We start from the raw sequence: 17,549 nt of genomic DNA, 5'->3' as shown, positions 1-17,549 counted from the left end.
TAAGGCGCCTCCTCTCTCCATTGCAAGCTATAAAGCAATATATATTGATCCGGGCTGCAATTCAATTTTGCGTTTTATACATAAATTTAGCAGAAGTGCGTTCAAATGTCCAAACGGGAAGCCGGAGAGCTCGTGCAACTCATTAATAGATAAGGGCTGATCTCGCAAAAAAGCAATCAATTTACTCTCCTCAGGCGTGAGCTCCGGCTTATTTAATTCCTGTTCGGACTTGTTCGCTGCATCTGCTTCCTTGTAAGCTTTAAGTGCTTCCGGCAGCCAATTCAGCTCATCGATAATGTCTTCAACGCAGCTAATAAGCTTTGCTTCTCCGCGTTTGATGAGTGCATTTGGCCCCTCACTCTTAGGCGATGAGTTTGGACCGGGTATAGCAAACAACTCCCGAGACATGTCCATTGCATGCTGTGCAGTAATCAGAGAGCCGCTCTTCGTTGCGCCTTCCACAATAACCGTTCCTACAGATAAAGCCGCAATAATGCGATTGCGCTGTGGAAACTGTCCAGGATGCAGCGGAGTACCGATTGGCGTTTCTGAGACGAGCAAGCCATGCTCGGCAATTTTGTGAAACAATGATAGATTCTCAGTTGGATAACACTTATCAATAGGCGTAGGCAGAACAGCAATCGTTCCTCCCGCTCCATATAACGCTGCTTCATGGGCTTTGCTATCGACACCTTTGGCTAGGCCGCTAACCACCGTCAAGCCTGCAGAGGAAAGCTCCTGTGCAAGCATAGTCGCTGATTGCCTGCCATAAGCGGTCGGCACTCTTGTACCTACTACAGCAATTGCAGGGCGCTGCAGCAGCTCAAGACGTCCTCTAGCATACAAGACCCAAGGCGGCTGTGCAATCTCTCTTAAAATTTTCGGATATTCAGTATCATAAGGCGTTAATGCGATTGCATTTACTGCAGCAACTGCTTCTGACGGATCTTCTGTCAAAATCCATGGACGCTCTGCATAACGTTCAGCCGCTGCTTTCGCTTGACCACGATGCAGGCCTATAGCAAGTAAATCTTCTATGCTCCATGATCGTTTATTCCAAAATTCATGGTGAACAGCCTTCTGAATTGCATGCCATCCGATGCCAGGAATTTCGTGAAAGGCAATAACCATTTGTCTACGAATATCTTGTTTTTTAGTCATCAGTACCAAGCCCCTTCTCTACTCGGGCTGGCCTACATACTTATCTATTGTGCGGTAGATAGCATAAGAATGCAAGTCAGCCGATAAAATAATGGCAATCCGCAAAAAAAAAAGCAACCTTCCAACTCCCGTTATCGGGTCGTTGAAAGGTTGCTTACCTTAGATCAAACTATTTAATTATTTGCGTGTGATACATTTTTCAAGAAGGCCTTGCTCTTCAAGAACACTCACAAGCGTTGAACCCATCTCAGATGGTGTTGGAGCTACTTTAATGCCGCAAGCTTCAAGCGTTGCGATTTTTTCAGCAGCTGTTCCTTTACCACCGGAAATGATTGCGCCAGCATGTCCCATCCGTTTGCCCGGAGGCGCTGTTGCCCCGCCAATGAAGCCGACAACTGGTTTTTTCATGTTTGCTTTAATCCATTCAGCAGCTTCTTCCTCTGCTGTACCACCGATTTCACCAATCATGATAACCGCGTAGGTATCTGGATCTTCATTGAAAAGATTCAAGATATCGATAAACTCAGAGCCCTTAACCGGGTCGCCGCCGATTCCTACTGCAGAAGATTGTCCAATTCCACGAGTCGTCAATTGATGAACCGCTTCATAAGTCAATGTTCCTGAGCGAGAAATTACGCCAACATGTCCAGCTGTATGAATGTAACCAGGCATAATGCCGATTTTGCATTCATCCGGCGTAATTACGCCTGGGCAGTTAGGTCCGATAAGAACGGTTTTGCTGCCGTCCATGTAACGTTTAACTTTTACCATATCCAGCACGGGAATGCCTTCTGTAATACAGATAACAAGATCAAGCTCAGCGTCAACCGCTTCCATGATTGCATCTGCAGCAAATGCAGGTGGTACATAGATAACTGAAGCATTAGCGCCTGTAGCAGCTTTTGCTTGAGCAACCGTGTTGAAAACAGGCAATGATACGAGCGTGCCGTTATCAAGTGTAATATCAACGTTTGTGCCACCCTTACCAGGTGTTACGCCGCCGACCATTTGCGTACCGTATTCCAATCCGCCTTTGGTATGGAACAAGCCAGTTGCTCCTGTAATACCTTGGGTAATGACTTTTGTATCTTTATTAACCAAAATGCTCACTCTTAACTCACATCCCCTGAATGAATTCGTATGCGGCCTATGCCACACAGCAAGTTATCTTATTTCACGAGAGCGACAATCTTCTGCGCGCCGTCCGCCATGGAATCCGCAGCCACGATGTTCAATCCCGATTCTTTCAAAATAGTTTTGCCGAGGTCTACGTTAGTACCTTCTAGACGAACAACGAGCGGACGGTCAAGACCGACTTGCTTCGCTGCTTCGACAACGCCATTTGCAATTACGTCACAACGCATAATGCCGCCGAAAATGTTAACGAAAATACCTTTAACTTTTTCATCAGACAAAATGATTTTGAACGCTTCTGTTACCTTCTCAGCTGTAGCACCGCCCCCTACGTCTAGGAAGTTGGCAGGGTCGCCGCCGTAATATTTGATAATATCCATTGTTGCCATCGCTAGGCCTGCACCGTTGACCAAGCAACCGATGTTGCCGTCAAGAGCGATGTAGCTAAGGTCGTATTTGGACGCTTCAATTTCTTTTGCGTCTTCTTCTTCCAAATCGCGAAGCTCAACGATATCTTTGTGACGATAAAGAGCGTTTGAGTCGAAGTTCAATTTAGCATCAAGAGCAATAACTTGTCCGTCGCCAGTTACAACAAGCGGATTGATTTCTGCAATGGATGCATCTTTCTCAACAAAAGCGGTGTAAAGAGAAATCATGAACTTAACTGCTTTGTTAACAAGCTCATTAGGAATGTTGATTGCATAAGCTAGTTTGCGAGCTTGGAACGCTTGCAAGCCAACAGCAGGATCAACGATCTCCTTAATGATTTTCTCCGGGGAGTGTTCAGCAACTTCTTCAATCTCAGTGCCGCCCTCTTCCGAAGCCATCATAACGACACGACCTGTACCACGGTCTAATACTACGCCGATATAATATTCTTTCTTAATGTCGCAGCCTTCTTCGATCAGAAGACGTTTGACTTCCTTGCCTTCTGGACCTGTTTGATGCGTAACAAGCACTTTACCTAGAATCTCACTAGCATAAGCGCGCACTTCATCAAGATTTTTTGCTACTTTAACTCCGCCCGCTTTACCACGGCCGCCAGCGTGAATTTGTGCTTTCACGACAACAACCTTTGTTCCGAGCGATTTAGCCGCTTCAACAGCTTCGTCTACAGTGAAGGCTACTTTACCTTCAGGTACGACGACACCATACTGTTTAAGGACCGCTTTCCCTTGATATTCATGGATATTCATTGTTGAAATCCTCCATTTCACAGACTGAAATCAGTCATATGTACACAAACCTCTATTATTGTAGCACCTTTCCCCGCCAGTTACCTTACTTTCACGCATAATTAATACGGCTTTTTTGATATGGGTTTCATCTCAAAATGAGATTAAAGCAATAAAACCAGCTGGAATGCTCGTTTTATAAGGGAAAATACCACGCCATTTAGTATGACCCAATCCTAAAAATCATACCCGAAACATTTTAAATATTGACAATGCGAAGATAACTAAATTATGATATTGGCAAATTCATAACGATGGAACGGAATCGTAAGGAAGCACCTTCATTCACACATATGGAGGTGCTTTTTGTCGTGTTTAGTTTAATTCAGAGCGCAAGCGTTTATGGAGTAGATGGTAAAAGCATTTCGGTTGAGGTTGATATTTCCAGCGGCTTGCCCCAAATCAACGTAGTGGGTCTGCCTGATCCTGCTGTTCGCGAATCTGTTGAACGTGTTCGAGCCGCTCTAAAAAATAGTGGTTTTACTTTTCCTATGGACAGAATTACGGTTAATCTAGCTCCTGCCGACTTGCGCAAGGAAGGCACATCCTTTGATTTAGCCATTGCGGCGGGCATCTTAACTGCAAGCGGACAAATTAGCGTTGCCCCTTTTGAGAATACGCTTCTTCTTGGAGAGCTCTCACTTAACGGGAATGTCCGTCCGGTAGCCGGCGTACTTGCCATGATTGAACAAGCGAAACGACTTGGCTTTAAGCGTGTGTTGCTGCCTGTAGCGAACGTCAAGGAAGCCATCTGGATTTCTGATATGGATTTGTTTGCGCTAAGCCACCTGAAAGAGCTTGATTTAATCAAAAAGAAACAATCCGACTGGAACGATATTCGTGTCGATCATAGAAACGATTCCAGCTTTAATCAAAGTGAAAACAAAGCATATATAGATAAGCAAGATGAAATTGGTGATTATGGAGATGTTATCGGACAGCATCAAGCCAAGCGAGCTATGCTTATAGCCGCGGCTGGCAAACACAATATTTTGCTCAGCGGACCTCCAGGCACGGGTAAAACGATGATGATTCGACGTCTGCCGGGGATATTGCCCTTATTGACTGAACAAGAAGCGCTGGAGGTTACAAAAATTTATAGTGTGGCTGGCAAGCTGCTGGATAGCTCCCATGGCCTTATTACACATCCACCATTTCGCGCTCCGCATCATACCATATCGTCTGGCGGACTGATCGGCGGCGGCTCTATTCCGAAGCCGGGAGAAGTTACACTCGCTCATCGCGGCGTGTTGTTTCTTGATGAATTGCCAGAATTTCCGAGACAGGTACTTGAGGTTTTACGTCAGCCGCTGGAGGATCGTATAGTAACCATTTCCCGCTCCAAAGCCGTGTTCCAGTTTCCAGCCAGCATTATGCTGGCTGCCTCCTTTAATCCATGTCCATGCGGCTATTATGGGCATGAGTATGGCGATAAACGCTGCACTTGCAGCGCTACACTCATTAGCCGCTATCGATCTAAAATATCAGGGCCATTGCTTGATCGAATAGATTTACAGCTAGAAGTGCCAAGACCCATTTCTCTAGAGCATGCTTCAACTGGCCCATCACTTAATACTGCCCAAATGAAGCAGCTAGTGTTGGGTGCATATGCCTTTAAACAAGATCGCACAACAGGCATCAGTCACAATCCTATTGGATCATTAAATGGCGCTGCCCTTCGAAGGTCTGTAAATATAAAGCCAGAAGCCGCAAGCCTGCTGGAAAGTGCTTTTGAAGCGCTTGGAATCAGTATGCGGGCATACGATAGAATGCTGAAGCTGGCACGCACCATAGCCGATCTTGAAGCAAGCGACGCAGTCGATACGATGCATATCGCGGAAGCTATTCAATATCGCGGGCTTGATAAGCCGCTTTCATAATAAAAAAACTTTCTCTGTAGGTTAGCTCCTGTCAGAGAAAGTCCAATTTGTTACCATTTTAGAACGCTGCCTCAAAATGCTTTAAAGAAGTGACGATCTCATCTGCACGGCTCAACGTTATCGCAATAACATCAAAGCGAATGGATGCATCTGAGCGCCCAACACTGCGTAAATAAACTTGAGCCGCGTCTCTTACCTTCTGTTGCTTGCGATAATCCACCGACTCCGCTGCTGTGCCGTATTTACTGCCTTCTTTTCTTGTACGCACCTCTACAAATACAAATCTATCAGAATGTTCAGCAATAATATCAATTTCTCCTATTCTACATCGCCAATTCCGCGTGAGAATATTATAATTCGCTTCTATTAAATACAAACAAGCTGCTTCCTCGCCAAGCTGACCCGTAGCTTTCCTATTATCTAGTTTCCGCGTCCCTTTCGCTTTTCCCTCATCATCTCCCATCTATCATTTCCCTCGCTTTTCGGTCCGAACGATAAACAAAGCTTAAAATTTCTGCGACGAGCGTATACAACTCGCCCGGAATTTCTTGATCAATATCAAGCTTAGAGAGCACTTCTACTAACGAGGAATCCTCTTGAACAGGAATGCCATTTTCCTTCGCTTTCTCAAGGATGAGATCCGCCAAATGCCCTTTCCCTTTAGCGACCATAACCGGAGCAGTGCGTTCGCCTGGCTCGTATTTTAAAGCGACTGCTTTCCTGACTTTCGTTTGTGGCTGATTTTCACTATGATCGCTGCTCATATACGATAATCGACTCCTTTGTAACGATTGGCTGCAAAGGCGCTCATATCCGTCATTTGCTGGTTCTTAACTGCTGCTGATGCTGCATCCACCTTTGATTCCCCCGCTTTGGGAAGCGGCGTTGTTCGAAGTGAAAGCAGCTGATAGCCTGCTTGCTGCAGGCTGGCAGCAATTTCATTTCGAGATCCTTCTGCAAGCGATGAGATTGCAGGATGATCATTCCACAAGTTTAAACTTACAATTTTGTCCATCACATTTACGTCAACCATCGTATCGCCCAGCGTATTCATCGACAAATTAAAGAGCAATCTGCAATTCGAAGCGTCAAGCTCTCCTTTTCGTCCTCTTCTTGTCTGAATGTGAACTGAAGCGGTTTGTTTACCGTCTGCGTTATTGATTGGAATAAACATCGTCACATGTGTGAGAACCGAGCTGTTCCGCTCAGGAGTAAGCAAAAGCTGCTGGCCTGTTATTTGCTGTACAAGCTGCTGCGCTGTCTCTTTGAGAGCAGGAGGTGTATGATCCGATGAAACAAGAGCTAGCAAGGCACTTTTCAATGATTCCTGCTGAGCAGGCGGCGAAGAATCTGTCATTGGAATGCTGTCTGCAACGGTCGAAAGAACCGCTAAGGCTGCTCGTTCAACCATATGCTTTTGATCCGGCAGCCTCGCTTGCTGAGAATCAGCGGTTTCAAACTCTGCTGCTTTTGCCAGCATTACGGTTGGAGTAGCTTCTTTGCTCTTAGCCTCGACGATAGGAGTCTGCAGCGGTGGTGCTGAAGCAGACGCTACAGTCGCCGGCTTTGCAGCAGTTTCCGTTGTTGCTGGCTGAGAAGCCTGTTCTTGCTGGCTCAATTGAGTATCCGCTGTAAAAACTTTGGCAAGCTGAAGCTCATGATCGACGCCCATCCATTTCATCATCTGACCCAGCCAGTTGGGCTGACTTGACTGACTGGCTAATGCTCTAGCCGCTTGAGGATTAGCTTGTTGATCCGGAGCTTCGTCCTCAGACATAGCGGCAGGTGCTGCTGTTACCTGCGGCAAGTCCGTTTTGACGATTTGCGCGTTTAATTGCTTTGCAGTCGGAATGTCCTTTGTAACGGCTTCTCCTGATCTTGCTGCACCAGAATCAGCCGTCACTCCACGAAGCAGCTCGAGCCCTTCCGTCAGAAGCGCTTGAACACGTGCAGCTGCTTGAGTTGCGGCTTTTGTTTCAACTGTCCCTTCATCCGAAACGCTCGTGAATGAAGTAATTTGCTTCTGCAACGTCTCAAGCAGCTCATGCGTGCTGCGCCCGAACATAACCTGCTGCATCGCACCTACAGTAGCACCAGTCATAGGCAATCCTCGTTTAAAGGTTGCAGCAGCGGACTGCATCCATTGCTCCGCATCTCCACCAGCCGGCATCGCGGATGCAGCCTGTTGAAAGGCTTGCGCAACGTCGCGGTTCAGAATAACGCCTTCCTTCCGCAAATCCTTTACGATCTGTGCAGCCCATTTCTGCTCTGGCAATGCCAGCTGTTTAGCCCATTCCTTGAACGTATCATCAGGCAATCCCACTTGACCAGGTTCAACCTGTTTAAGCATTACAAGCGCTCCGCTTGATTGAGGCTGCACTTGGAGCATTGCGGATTGTCCCACTTGAAGCGGCAGCTCTAGCTTCGCACGCACTTGTACACCGTTAATTTGTACGAGCGCTTCGTTATTTTCCATTACCTGCAGGATGACGCCTCTTACCACTTGTCCAACTTTAAGCTCCACAGCTCGTGTATCCGCACTAGAAGCCTCTCCTAAGAAGCTTCGCATCATTTGACTTATATTCATTTGTTCATTCGCCTCCGTTGCTCCAGCGCCATTCTATGCGTTTGCTCTTTGCATTTAAGCGAGCTCTTTACATAAGCATGTACGACTTCATTAAACCTATAAGCCTTATATCGGTCAAAATGAGCAAAGCTTGTAGCCGTTCGCCCCAAAATACAGCACAAAAAATAAAATAACGCCCGATAATTACACCAGGCATCTTTTGCCTCGCACAATCCATCGAGCGTCATATAATATGTGCTGCGAGATGCAGCTAGAAGAGAAGCAGCTGCTCCTCTGTAAATAAGTTGCCGAGAAACGATCTGCGATGCAGAGGACTTGGTCCATTAGCTAGCAATCGCTCCCGATGAAGCTTCGTTGCATATCCTTTGTGTATAGCAATGCCATAAGCTGGATATTCCTGCTCCCATTCGGTCATACAAAGCCTATCGCGCGTAACCTTGGCAACGATAGAGGCTGCAGCGATCGATTGGCTTGTAGCATCCCCTTTAATGATCGAGAGCTGCGGCAGACTAACATCGACCTTCTCCGCATCAACAAGCAAATAGTCAGAAGGAACCTGTAACGATTCCACTGCAATTTTCATTGCAAGCCTAGCTGCCTGCTTAATATTGATTCGATCAACCGTTTCAGCATCAACACGAGCAGCCGACCACGCAACACATTCCTGCAAAATGATATCATACAACTGGTCACGCTTTTTCTCGGAAAGCTTCTTGGAGTCGTTAACCCCTTCAATCACTAGCCCTGGCGGTAAAATAACGGCAGCTGCCACGACGTCTCCGAACAAGCAGCCTCGGCCAACCTCATCTACACCAGCAATCGCTTTAAATCCTTCTTCCCATAACGACTGTTCATATTGCAGCACGTTACGTTCCCCCGTTTCACATCAATAAGGTGGCGCTTCGAGCGTAATTCTTCCTAGCTTGCCTGAGCGCAAATCACGCAAAATGATTCCGGATGTTTTCTCCAAATCGACGTGTCCACCGCTAACAAGGCAGCCTCTCCGACGTCCGATATCTTCCATCACGCGCACGATTTCATCTGAATCCGTAGCGTCCTTTGGTGGCGTTTCAAGCTCATACCGCTCTTTCATGTTAGGCCAGTAACGATCTACCAGCTCACGCATCGCAAAAAACGCGATATCGTCAACATTCAAAATTTGCTCTCTAATAGCACCTGTCATAGCAAGCCTGTATCCGACGAGCTCGTCTTCAAACTTTGGCCACAATATGCCCGGTGTATCGAGCAGTTCCATTTCAGTTCCAATCTTAATCCATTGTTGTCCCTTCGTAACGCCAGGACGGTCGCCGGTTAAAGCAATAGCGCGTCCAGCGAGCTTGTTGATCAACGTGGATTTCCCGACATTCGGTATACCTACAATAAGTCCGCGAATTGCACGCGGATTTATGCCTTTTGCAATTTGACGTGCAATTTTCTCATGCAAAATTTGCTTTGCTTTGAGCGGAACCTCATTTACCTTCGTACCTGTTGAGGAATCAATTGCGATCGATTCATGGCCTTCATTACGGAAATAAGCCATCCATTGCTCTGTCGTTTTTGGATCAGCCAAGTCGGATTTGTTTAATACGATCAATCTTGGCTTGCCGTTCAAAATTTCCTCAATCATCGGATTACGGCTAGATAGCGGAACCCGTGCATCCAATAGTTCGATGGCAAGATCGATTAGTTTGAGCTTGTCTTGTATTTGCCGTTTCGCCCGCGTCATATGACCCGGAAACCATTGAATGGTCATTTACTCACCTCATTTAGTCCAGTGCTTTATAAACTCTAGTTTGTTCAACGGCCAAAAAATAATATCGGCACGTCCAACAACCTCTTTATCCGATACAAATCCGATAACCCTGCTATCTGTACTATCGCTGCGATTGTCACCAAGTGCAAAAATCGTGTCCTCAGGAACAGTGATTTCAGATACATCGGAATTTATTCCTTTTTCGTTGTATAGCTTGCCTTCGGCATGTGCTGCCGCAATTGCTTCTTTTAAATAAGGCTCGTCTATTTTTTTATCATTAATATAAAGGTCATCGCCTTCGAGTCGAATTTTATCACCCGGTACGCCAATCACTCGTTTTATAAATTTTCGACCTTGTTCTGGAACATCGAACACTACGACCTCACCAAATTTCGGCTCGCGTATCGTGTACAAAATTTTATTTACTATTAACCGTTCGCCGGTCTCGAAATTAGGCTTCATGGAAGGTCCGTCGACGATGAATGGTGAAAACAAAAATTGACGAATGAGAAATACGAGAACGACCGCAATGACTAAAGCCTTGATCCATTCTACGACTTCTTTATAAGCTCCGCCCTGTTTTCCTGAGCCGGATGCATGGGCTGCTGCACGGTTTGGTAAATTCTGCTCAATGTCCGCATGTTCCTGCGTATTTTTCATTTCATGATCATTGCCATTGTCCAGCCCGTCATTTCGCTGCTGTGAGTCCATTCAGTCCGCCTTCTTCCCATATGCTGTAATATGTAAATGACCTTTGAGAAAAAACGAAAAGGAGCTTGTTTGCGCAAGCCCCTCTTGTCGTTTGTTCTTAACGAATTTCTTTAATACGAGCAGCTTTTCCGCGAAGACTACGTAGGTAGTACAATTTCGCGCGACGTACTTTACCACGGCGAGCCACTTCGATTTTTTCGATTTTAGGCGAGTTAAGCGGGAAAGTTCTTTCCACACCAACACCGTAGGAAATTTTACGCACTGTAAAAGTTTCGCTGATTCCACCGCCGCGACGTTTGATTACAACGCCTTCGAACAATTGGATACGCTCACGAGTTCCCTCGATAACTTTTACATGAACTTTTAGCGTGTCACCTGGACGAAAGTTCGGTAGACCTTGGCGCAGATTTTCTTGCGCGATTGTTTGCAAAAGATTCATTTGATTCACTCCTTCCACCATAGACGTTCTTATAAGCTCACCGGATTCCTCTGAATCGGTTCATCGCTGATAGCGGACCGTCCGACTTTACGAACAACATTAGAAATTTTACCATAGCTAGCCCAATAATACAACACGATTTTTTTATTCATAAATCATGTATACTAAATGATGACAAACACCGACATGAAGAGGTGACAAAATTGCACCATAATAAACAATCTTTTTGTAACAAAACAAAAGGGGGAATCGCATCTGTACTATTAATATTAACCATTTCTGCACCATTGCAAACCTCTGCTGAATCCTTGGCTTTTAAAGATACGAATGGACACTGGGCTGGCTCCTATATTTCTTGGGCTGTTGATCAGAAATTAGCTCAAGGTTATGGGGATAATTCCTTCAAGCCAAACAAGGTTGTTAATGAAGCTGAGTTTCTTGCTATGCTATTGAGAGCCTATGGATTAGTCACAACATCATCTTCCAGCGCCAGCAATTGGACCAAGCCTTATTACGATTATGCGAATAATTTGGGCTGGCCTATCAATAACGCTTCTCAAAATGTCGAATTCCGACGTGGACAAGCTGCGTTGCTTCTAGCTTCCGCGGCAAATGGAAAGGAATTTACAGAGCAAAGCGCAATTCAGTGGCTGCTTGATGAGAAAATATCGAATGGACGCACCTCTGCCACCGTTAGCGGCTTCATACCAGATGGAAAGCTTACACGCGCTGAGGCGCTTACCTTCTTCTATAACCTCAAACTTCACTCAAAAGCGTTGTCCGATGCTAAAATTATTAACACCGTTGATCGCCTTCAAGAAATAACGTTAAACGATTCGCTGCAAAAGCTTCAACAAACGCTCGGAAAACCGTCAAGAATTGATCCAAGCGAATATGGTTTCTCCTGGTACGTTTATAATAGCAGCTATACCAACTACATGATGTTCGGCATCCAAAATGATCGGGTAATCGCACTTTTCTCCAACGGCAAAGATAGCTGGGCGATGAAGTCGGGCATCCAGATCGGTCAAACGATTGGTAATGCCAAAAAGCTGGTTGGCGAAGCAACCAATGTCGAGACAAATAACGATTATTATGCTTACACTGCAAAAAAAGTACATACCGTTCTCTTCATTGACCGACGTGATGGAAACAAAATAGCTGGTGTCATGCAAATGGATCAAGCCGTTTCCAAATCCACAGCGTTAAAATCAGCTAATACATCCAAGCTGGCAGACGCATATGAACAACAGCTCTTTGATCTTACTAACGCTGAGCGCGCTGTTCGCAAAATACCTCTGCTGCAATGGGACAAGCTCGCTGCTGCCTCTGCGCATGGTCACAGCAACGATATGAGTACACGTAAATTTTTTGACCATACAAATCCAGATGGCTCGTCTCCCTTTGACCGAATGAAAGCAAAAGGCGTTAAGTATCACTCAGCTGCTGAAAACATAGCTGCCGGATACAAAAATAGCATTTTTGCTCACTATGGCTGGGTCAATTCAACAGAAGGCCATCGTGAAGCACTATTAAACAGCAAGCTTGAGCGACTAGGTACAGGTGTTGCATTAGGCGGAACCTATAACGTCTACTATACCCAAAACTTTTATACGCCATAATCATCGAATACTTCTAAATAAACAAAGCCGCAACGAATTTCGTTGCGGCTTTGTTTATTAGCTAGGGTCGTACTATTTGCCCGTCTTATTAGGCTCCTGCTTTAACTGTGAAGCCACCCATTTGCGTTCCTTGTCCGTAAGCGGAGCGCTCTTCAGAAGGTCAGGACGGCGCTGCAGCGTCCGCAGCAGCGACTGCTCACGACGCCACACCTCAATATTCGCATGATGACCAGATATAAGAACATCCGGGACATCCCAGCCGCGGAACGACGCAGGCCGAGTGTAATGGGGGTGCTCAAGCAAACCTGTGCTATATGAATCTGTAACGGCAGAAGTTTCATTGCCAAGCACTCCTGGAAGTAATCTAACAACGCTATCGATGAGCACCATCGCAGGTATTTCTCCACCCGTAAGCACGTAATCACCAATCGACAGCTCGTCTGTTACAAGATGCTCGCGTATACGCTCATCATAACCTTCATAGTGACCGCAAATAAGAACCAAATGCTGTTCCTTTGCAAGCTCTTCAGCCTTCTTCTGCGTAAACTGTGCACCTTGCGGGCATAGAAGAATAACACGCGGCTTTATATTGTCATCCAGCTTTAGATCCTCTACCGCAGCAAAGACCGGATCTGGCTTCAAGACCATGCCGCCACCGCCGCCGTATGGATAATCATCAACCGTATTATGCTTATTGCCTGAATAAGCACGGAAGTTGATTGCTTGAGGGGATACGATCCCCTTCTCTTTCGCTTTTCCTAAAATGCTCGAATTGAACACGCCGTCGAACATTTCGGGAAACAGCGTCAGCACATCTATTTTCATCGGTTAAATCAATCCTTCCATCAAATGGACCGTTACGATTTTCTCTTTTGTGTCGACATTGACTAAGACATCATCGATAACAGGCAAAAGCAATTGCTTCCCCGAGCCCTTCGGACGATCCACTACCCACACATCATTTGCGCCTGGGCTTAAAATTTCCGAAATCGTGCCCAGCTCCTCGCCTTCCTCAGTAACGACACGGCAGCCTATAATTTCGTGATAATAATATTCGCCTTCTTCAAGCTCAAGCTGCTGGTCGGCTGAAATTTTCAATACCCAACCTTTATATTTCTCAACCGCATTAATATCAGTGAAGCCTTCCAGCTTCAATATGTATACGTTTTTGTTCGCGCGTGAGCTGATTACTTTTACTTCCAGCGAAGCTCCGCTTTCCTCGTTGACCATAAGCAGCTTGTTTCCAGAAGCAAATCTATCCTCTGCAAAATCCGTTTGCGAAAGAATTTTCAGCTCTCCGCGGATACCGTGCGTATTAACGACTTTCCCGACTGTAAACCATTTTTCGTTCATTAGAACCAGCCCTTCATATGTGTATAGCCTTATTATACATGCAAAAACGGCTTCGTTCCATGTTGAAGAACGAAGCCGTAATGATTAGCGACATCCATGGATAAGTGTACATATTGAAAAGAAGGTTAGGACATTCATCCCAACCTTCTCTTCATACGTACATCATGACATAATGTCGACGATGACACGCTTTTGCGATTTCACGGAAGCAGAAGTCACTACCGTGCGAATCGCTTTCGCTATGCGTCCCTGTTTACCGATGATTTTACCGATATCCTCGGGGTGAACCGAAAGCTCGTATATCGTGCCACGGTCATCATCCTTCACATTGATTTGCACCTGTTCAGGATGATCAACCAATGCCTTCGCTATGACAAGAATCAATTCTTTCATCTCAAGGCCCTCCGCTATTCAACAGTTATTTCTGTTGCTTAAGCTCATGGAACTTTTTAAGAACACCAGCTTTGGAAAGCAAGTCACGAACGGTATCAGAAGCTTGAGCTCCAGTTTGCAACCATTTTAGCGCTTTCTCTTCATCAATCTTAACTTGAGCCGGTTGTGCAACCGGGTTATAAGTACCGATTTCTTCGATAAAACGACCATCACGCGGCGAACGGGAATCCGAAACTACTACGCGGTAGAAAGGAGCTTTGTGAGCACCAATTCTTTTCAAACGAATACGTACTGCCATTAAAAATTCACCTCCTTCAAAGAGTAAACAACCATTAAAACGGGAACTTCATATTTTTGCCGAGCATACCTTTCAGGCCCTTCTTGCCGCCCTTAGGTCCTTTCGGTCCCATCATCGATGAGAATTGCTTCATCATTTTTTTCATATCGTCAAACTGCTTAATGAGGCGGTTAACCTCAACGATCGTTGTTCCGCTGCCTGCAGCAACACGCTTGCGGCGACTGTGATTAAGCAGCTCTGGCTTTTGCTTCTCCTCTTTCGTCATGGAGCGGACAATAGCCTCGACGCGGCCGATTTGTTTCTCATCGACCTTCATATCCTTCATGCCCTTCATCTTGTTCATGCCGGGCAGCATATCCATAATTTGATCAAGCGGCCCCAAATTGCGAACCTGCTCCATCTGTTCAAGGAAATCGTCGAACGTAAACTCTGCTGTACGCATTTTACGTTCCATTTCCTTCGCTTTATCTGCATCAATATTCGACTGCGCCTTCTCAATAAGCGATAGCATATCGCCCATGCCGAGAATACGGGAAGCCATTCGCTCTGGATGGAACGGCTCCAAGGAGTCGATTTTCTCACCCATTGCTGCGAATTTAATCGGACAGCCTGTAACTGCTTTTACCGACAGCGCCGCGCCACCGCGAGTATCGCCATCGAGCTTCGTTAGTACAACGCCTGTTAAAGCGAGCTGTTCATGAAAGCTCTGTGCAACGTTTACAGCATCTTGTCCTGTCATTGCATCAACAACGAGGAGAACCTCATCCGGCTTTGTAACCTGATGAATTTGCTTAAGCTCTTCCATCAGCTCTTCGTCGATATGTAAACGACCGGCGGTATCAATGATGACATAATCATTGCCGTTCTCTTTGGCATGCTGCAGTCCAGCACGCGCAATCTCTACAGGTGAAGTCTGATCACCCAAGGAGAAGACCGGCGCATTGATTTGTTCACCAAGCACTTGAAGCTGCTTAATGGCTGCAGGACGATAAATATCACAAGCGATAAGAAGCGGCTTATTGTTGCTCTTCTGAAGCAATTTTGCCAGCTTGCCTGAAGTTGTTGTCTTACCCGCACCTTGCAAACCCGCCATCATAATGACTGTCGGAGGCTTATTAGCCTTTACCAGCTTGCTCTGCGTGCCGCCCATCAGCTCGGTCAGCTCTTTATTTACGATATCGATGACGACCATGCCGGGCGTGAAGCTCTTGGATACATCGAGGCCAATAGCCCGTTCCTTCACCTTCGCAATAAAGTCCTTCACGACTTTAAAGTTAACGTCTGCCTCTAGAAGCGCCAAACGTACTTCACGCATTGCTTCGCTAACATCATCCTCGGAAACCTTGCCTTTGCCCCTCAGCTTGCTGAACACATTTTGAAGCCGACTCGATAAGCTCTCAAATGCTGCCATGTACCGTCACCTCCATTCTTCCTATTTTATTCGGCTAATTTAAATTGTGCAATGACACTCATAAGCGCCTGCTTGTCCTGCTCTGCAATGGAAAGCTCGTTAACGCTGTTTACAAGCTGCACAGTTAATTGTTGAAAGGATTCATGTCTTACAAGCAAGCCTAGCTTGCCTTCATAACTTTCCAGCACTTGTTCTGCACGCTTGATGTGCTCATATACCGCTTGTCTGCTAATTCCAAACTCGCCAGCAATTTCCCCAAGTGTGAAGTCGTCGTGAAAATAATATTTGAGAAACGTCCGCTGCTTCTCTGTCAAGAGCGGCTCGTAAAAGTCGAACAACAAGTTTATTCGGGTTGTCTTGGACAAGGCATCTGGTTCATTTGCTTTCATCCCCTCAGCCCCTCCTGTTATTTGCTTGTTCTGCCGACAAGGTAAACACCTTTACACCAGCAACGTCTTTTATAATACATGACACTATAGGCTACTGTCAAGTATTTTCCCTTGTCACCTTTACGAGCTGTTTTACCTGCTCCAAACCATCATTAACTGCAGCCTACTCCGCCGTTTTTCCAGCTTCATAATCATCTTCACGTTGGATTAATCCAGCAAACAAAGCATGAATAAATTGCTCTGAATCGAATTGCTGCAAATCGCCCATTTTTTCGCCAAGACCTACAAGCTTAACCGGAAGGCTTAGCTCATTTCGAATAGCAATTACGATTCCGCCCTTAGCTGTTCCATCAAGTTTAGTCAGTACTAGACCGGTTACACCGCTTTTCTCGCCAAACAATTTCGCTTGGCTAAGTGCGTTTTGACCAGTCGTAGCATCAAGCACAAGAAGAACCTCATGGGGAGCGTCAGGGAGCTCGCGCTGAATCACGCGGAAAATCTTGTTCAGCTCTTCCATCAAATTGGTTTTGTTTTGCAGCCTGCCAGCCGTATCGCATAACAGAACGTCTACGCCGCGCTGCTTTGCAGCTTGCACCGCATCGAACATCACAGCTGCAGGGTCAGCTCCTGATTGCTGCTTAATGACATCGACACCAACACGTTGCCCCCATACCTCGAGCTGCTCAATAGCTCCTGCGCGGAACGTATCGCCAGCTGCCATAAGCACACTCTTGCCTTCGCTCTTGAATTTATGAGCAAGCTTGCCAATGGTTGTCGTCTTGCCAACGCCATTTACGCCAACGAACAAAATAACAGTGATGCCGCTTGGTGCCATCCGCAAGCCGGAATGATCGTCACCCTTCATGAGCTGAATCAGCTTCTCAGAGAGAATAGGCTGCAAATCCAAAGCATCCTCGATCTTCCGTTTTTTCACTTCGACCCGCAGATCATCAATAAGCTGCATAACGGTATTCACACCAACGTCGGCGCCAATCAATATTTCCTCTAGTTCTTCATAAAACTGCTCATCGATTTTTTTGCGGCGTGTGATTAGCTCTTCTACCTTTTCCACAAAAGCTGTACGCGTCTTCGATAAGCCTTCTTTGAAAATATTTGTCACCGCTTCTGTCTTTGTAGCGATGCTTTCCTTCAGCTTCTTAAAAAAACTCATCGTTCCAACTCC

General features: G+C 46.0%; 19 protein-coding genes. 2 read left to right on the top strand and 17 right to left on the bottom strand.

Going from position 1 to position 17,549, the window contains the following annotated elements:
* Positions 1-27: 27 nt before the first annotated feature.
* From dprA to sucC, 3 genes are all read right to left on the bottom strand, one after another.
* Positions 28-1,161 carry a DNA-processing protein DprA gene (gene dprA / locus AB4Z45_RS20835; RefSeq protein ID WP_441911304.1) on the bottom strand — a complete coding sequence of 378 codons (1,134 nt, stop codon included), beginning with the start codon at positions 1,159-1,161 and terminating at the stop codon, positions 28-30.
* Positions 1,162-1,338: 177 nt separating this feature from the next.
* Positions 1,339-2,271 carry a succinate--CoA ligase subunit alpha gene (gene sucD / locus AB4Z45_RS20830; protein WP_053375706.1) on the bottom strand — a complete coding sequence of 311 codons (933 nt, stop codon included), beginning with the start codon at positions 2,269-2,271 and terminating at the stop codon, positions 1,339-1,341.
* A 59-nt stretch (positions 2,272-2,330) separates the two neighbouring features.
* On the bottom strand, positions 2,331-3,491 hold the full coding sequence (sucC, locus tag AB4Z45_RS20825; RefSeq protein ID WP_076268348.1) for an ADP-forming succinate--CoA ligase subunit beta: 1,161 nt from the start codon (positions 3,489-3,491) through the stop codon (positions 2,331-2,333).
* Between the two features lie 350 nt (positions 3,492-3,841).
* On the opposite strand from sucC, the gene AB4Z45_RS20820 reads away from it, so the two are divergent.
* Complete coding sequence (locus tag AB4Z45_RS20820) at positions 3,842-5,410, top strand: YifB family Mg chelatase-like AAA ATPase (protein ID WP_441911303.1); 1,569 nt, start codon at positions 3,842-3,844, stop codon at positions 5,408-5,410.
* A gap of 58 nt (positions 5,411-5,468) precedes the next feature.
* On the opposite strand, the gene AB4Z45_RS20815 is transcribed toward AB4Z45_RS20820, so the two are convergent.
* The 7 genes from AB4Z45_RS20815 to rplS all read right to left on the bottom strand — a co-directional run bounded on the left by AB4Z45_RS20815 (position 5,469) and on the right by rplS (position 10,900).
* Positions 5,469-5,873: a YraN family protein gene (locus tag AB4Z45_RS20815; RefSeq protein WP_441911301.1), complete on the bottom strand. Its 405-nt coding sequence runs from the start codon at positions 5,871-5,873 to the stop codon at positions 5,469-5,471.
* A complete protein-coding gene (locus AB4Z45_RS20810) occupies positions 5,863-6,174 on the bottom strand; it encodes an EscU/YscU/HrcU family type III secretion system export apparatus switch protein (protein ID WP_441911300.1) in 312 nt (103 codons plus the stop codon). The genes AB4Z45_RS20815 and AB4Z45_RS20810 overlap by 11 nt, the downstream gene beginning before the upstream one ends.
* Positions 6,171-7,997, bottom strand: coding sequence for a hypothetical protein (locus tag AB4Z45_RS20805; protein ID WP_441911299.1), 1,827 nt, complete (start codon positions 7,995-7,997; stop codon positions 6,171-6,173). The genes AB4Z45_RS20810 and AB4Z45_RS20805 overlap by 4 nt, the downstream gene beginning before the upstream one ends.
* Positions 7,998-8,247: 250 nt before the next feature.
* The gene (locus tag AB4Z45_RS20800) at positions 8,248-8,862 is read right to left on the bottom strand and encodes a ribonuclease HII (RefSeq protein WP_441911298.1); all 615 of its coding nucleotides are present in this window, start codon (positions 8,860-8,862) and stop codon (positions 8,248-8,250) included.
* Positions 8,863-8,883: 21 nt separating this feature from the next.
* Positions 8,884-9,750 carry a ribosome biogenesis GTPase YlqF gene (ylqF, locus tag AB4Z45_RS20795; protein WP_076268343.1) on the bottom strand — a complete coding sequence of 289 codons (867 nt, stop codon included), beginning with the start codon at positions 9,748-9,750 and terminating at the stop codon, positions 8,884-8,886.
* 9 nt (positions 9,751-9,759) lie between these two features.
* Positions 9,760-10,461, bottom strand: coding sequence for a signal peptidase I (lepB, locus tag AB4Z45_RS20790; RefSeq protein ID WP_339208903.1), 702 nt, complete (start codon positions 10,459-10,461; stop codon positions 9,760-9,762).
* Between the two features lie 97 nt (positions 10,462-10,558).
* Positions 10,559-10,900 (bottom strand): 50S ribosomal protein L19, encoded by a 342-nt coding sequence (gene rplS, locus AB4Z45_RS20785; RefSeq protein WP_053375699.1) that lies wholly within the window; start codon positions 10,898-10,900, stop codon positions 10,559-10,561.
* A gap of 203 nt (positions 10,901-11,103) precedes the next feature.
* Between rplS and AB4Z45_RS20780 the strand changes: the two genes are divergently transcribed.
* Positions 11,104-12,522 (top strand): CAP-associated domain-containing protein, encoded by a 1,419-nt coding sequence (locus AB4Z45_RS20780; protein ID WP_441911297.1) that lies wholly within the window; start codon positions 11,104-11,106, stop codon positions 12,520-12,522.
* A 72-nt stretch (positions 12,523-12,594) separates the two neighbouring features.
* On the opposite strand, the gene trmD is transcribed toward AB4Z45_RS20780, so the two are convergent.
* The 7 genes from trmD to ftsY all read right to left on the bottom strand — a co-directional run bounded on the left by trmD (position 12,595) and on the right by ftsY (position 17,537).
* Positions 12,595-13,347 (bottom strand): tRNA (guanosine(37)-N1)-methyltransferase TrmD, encoded by a 753-nt coding sequence (trmD, locus tag AB4Z45_RS20775; RefSeq protein ID WP_339208901.1) that lies wholly within the window; start codon positions 13,345-13,347, stop codon positions 12,595-12,597.
* 3 nt (positions 13,348-13,350) lie between these two features.
* Positions 13,351-13,875 carry a ribosome maturation factor RimM gene (gene rimM, locus AB4Z45_RS20770; RefSeq protein ID WP_076268340.1) on the bottom strand — a complete coding sequence of 175 codons (525 nt, stop codon included), beginning with the start codon at positions 13,873-13,875 and terminating at the stop codon, positions 13,351-13,353.
* A 162-nt stretch (positions 13,876-14,037) separates the two neighbouring features.
* Positions 14,038-14,268, bottom strand: coding sequence for a KH domain-containing protein (locus tag AB4Z45_RS20765; RefSeq protein ID WP_076268339.1), 231 nt, complete (start codon positions 14,266-14,268; stop codon positions 14,038-14,040).
* A gap of 25 nt (positions 14,269-14,293) precedes the next feature.
* Positions 14,294-14,566 (bottom strand): 30S ribosomal protein S16, encoded by a 273-nt coding sequence (rpsP, locus tag AB4Z45_RS20760; RefSeq protein ID WP_053375694.1) that lies wholly within the window; start codon positions 14,564-14,566, stop codon positions 14,294-14,296.
* Positions 14,567-14,600: 34 nt separating this feature from the next.
* Positions 14,601-15,977: a signal recognition particle protein gene (gene ffh / locus AB4Z45_RS20755; RefSeq protein ID WP_076268338.1), complete on the bottom strand. Its 1,377-nt coding sequence runs from the start codon at positions 15,975-15,977 to the stop codon at positions 14,601-14,603.
* Between the two features lie 26 nt (positions 15,978-16,003).
* Positions 16,004-16,366, bottom strand: coding sequence for a YlxM family DNA-binding protein (ylxM, locus tag AB4Z45_RS20750; protein ID WP_076268337.1), 363 nt, complete (start codon positions 16,364-16,366; stop codon positions 16,004-16,006).
* Between the two features lie 163 nt (positions 16,367-16,529).
* Complete coding sequence (gene ftsY, locus AB4Z45_RS20745; RefSeq protein ID WP_441911296.1) at positions 16,530-17,537, bottom strand: signal recognition particle-docking protein FtsY; 1,008 nt, start codon at positions 17,535-17,537, stop codon at positions 16,530-16,532.
* Positions 17,538-17,549 lie beyond the last annotated feature (12 nt).

Source organism: Paenibacillus sp. MCAF9 (genome assembly GCF_052114265.1).
GTDB lineage: Bacteria > Bacillota > Bacilli > Paenibacillales > Paenibacillaceae > Pristimantibacillus.
Note: the sequence above shows the minus strand (reverse complement) of the source record. Positions and strands in the feature narration are given on the sequence as shown.